Origin of the sequence: Luteimonas huabeiensis HB2 (assembly GCF_000559025.1) — a bacterium.
Taxonomy (GTDB): Bacteria; Pseudomonadota; Gammaproteobacteria; order Xanthomonadales; family Xanthomonadaceae; genus Luteimonas; species Luteimonas huabeiensis.
Genome location: NZ_JAAN01000083.1, coordinates 1 through 1,120 on the forward strand (window position 1 = coordinate 1; position 1,120 = coordinate 1,120).

Annotated in this window: 2 protein-coding genes; both read right to left on the minus strand. The window is 72.8% G+C overall.

Annotation, left to right across the window (positions count from 1 at the left end):
- A partial coding sequence (locus tag Z164_RS23595; RefSeq protein ID WP_043691146.1) for a hypothetical protein occupies positions 1 to 353 on the minus strand: 353 nt, incomplete at its 3' end.
- Positions 354 to 371: 18 nt separating this feature from the next.
- A partial coding sequence (locus Z164_RS22910) for an XVIPCD domain-containing protein (protein WP_024892310.1) occupies positions 372 to 1,120 on the minus strand: 749 nt, incomplete at its 5' end.

Sequence of the window (1,120 nt, forward strand, 5' to 3'; positions counted from 1 at the left end):
TCCGCCTGCAGTTCCACCGCATCGGCGCGCTCGCGCGCCGCCTGCAGCCGGTCGGCTTCGCGGCCCAGCAGCCACAGCGCGGCCAGGAACAGCAGGATGCCCGCACCCGCCAGGGCCGCCAGCGCCAGCCACGCGCCGCGCACGGCCTGGGCCAGGATCCGGTTCGATTGCCGCTGCATGTCCTGCACCGACGCGGCCAGCGCCTGCTGGAATGCCTCCAGTTCCCGCTGCCGTTCCTGCCGCAGCGCGGCCTGCGTTTCCCGCAGTTGCGCCGGCAATCCCGCCACCAGGCCATCCAGCCGGCCCGACGCGGCCACCATACGGTCCAGCAGCTGCCGCGTTCTGTCGTCCATCCCCATGCACTCCTTTTCTCAATACGACAGGCCCGGCTGCATCTGCGACGACTGCTCGCGCTGCTGCGCCTGCGACAACGCCAGCGCGTCCTGCTCACGGCTCTGCGAGATGAGCCGCTCCAGGCTCTGCTCCAGCGGCTGCGCGATGGCCTCGTACCGATCCACCACCAGGTAGCGCGAATCCAGCGCGTTGCCCGGGTTCGCCCAGCGCGCCGCCAGGCCCTGGCCGTCTTCGGTCGGCGCCAGCGTCTCGATGCCGCGCAGACCCGATGCCTGCGCCCGGCACGCGATCGCCCCGGCCATGTCTTCCATTTGCAGCCGGCCGGCATAACCCGCCGCCTCCGGGCCCAGCCGCTCCAGGTGCGCGATCGCCTGCCCGAACAGCGGATGGTCGCGCCCCGGCAGCGCCTGCTGCCGGTCGAGTTCGCGCCGTTCCGCCTCGGCGCACACCTGCTGCCCGCGCGGCGACGCCACGAACGCGATCGAGGCCTCGCGCATGCCCGCCTCGTCCCCGGCGTCTAGCGCGGCCAGGTAGCGCTCGACCAGCGCATCGCCGGTGCCCCGCTGTTCGGCCTCCCGCTGCGCGACCGCCTGCTCGCGCGCCTCCCGCAGCCACGCCAGCATCGGATCGACGTGCTGGTGCGTGCCCAGGGTGTGCTGGAACAGATGCTGCGTCGGCGGCGACTGGCTGCTGTCGTAGTACGCCTGCTGGCCCGCATGGCCCGGCCCCAGGTCGATGCCCACCTCCTCCAGCAGCTTCTCCGACA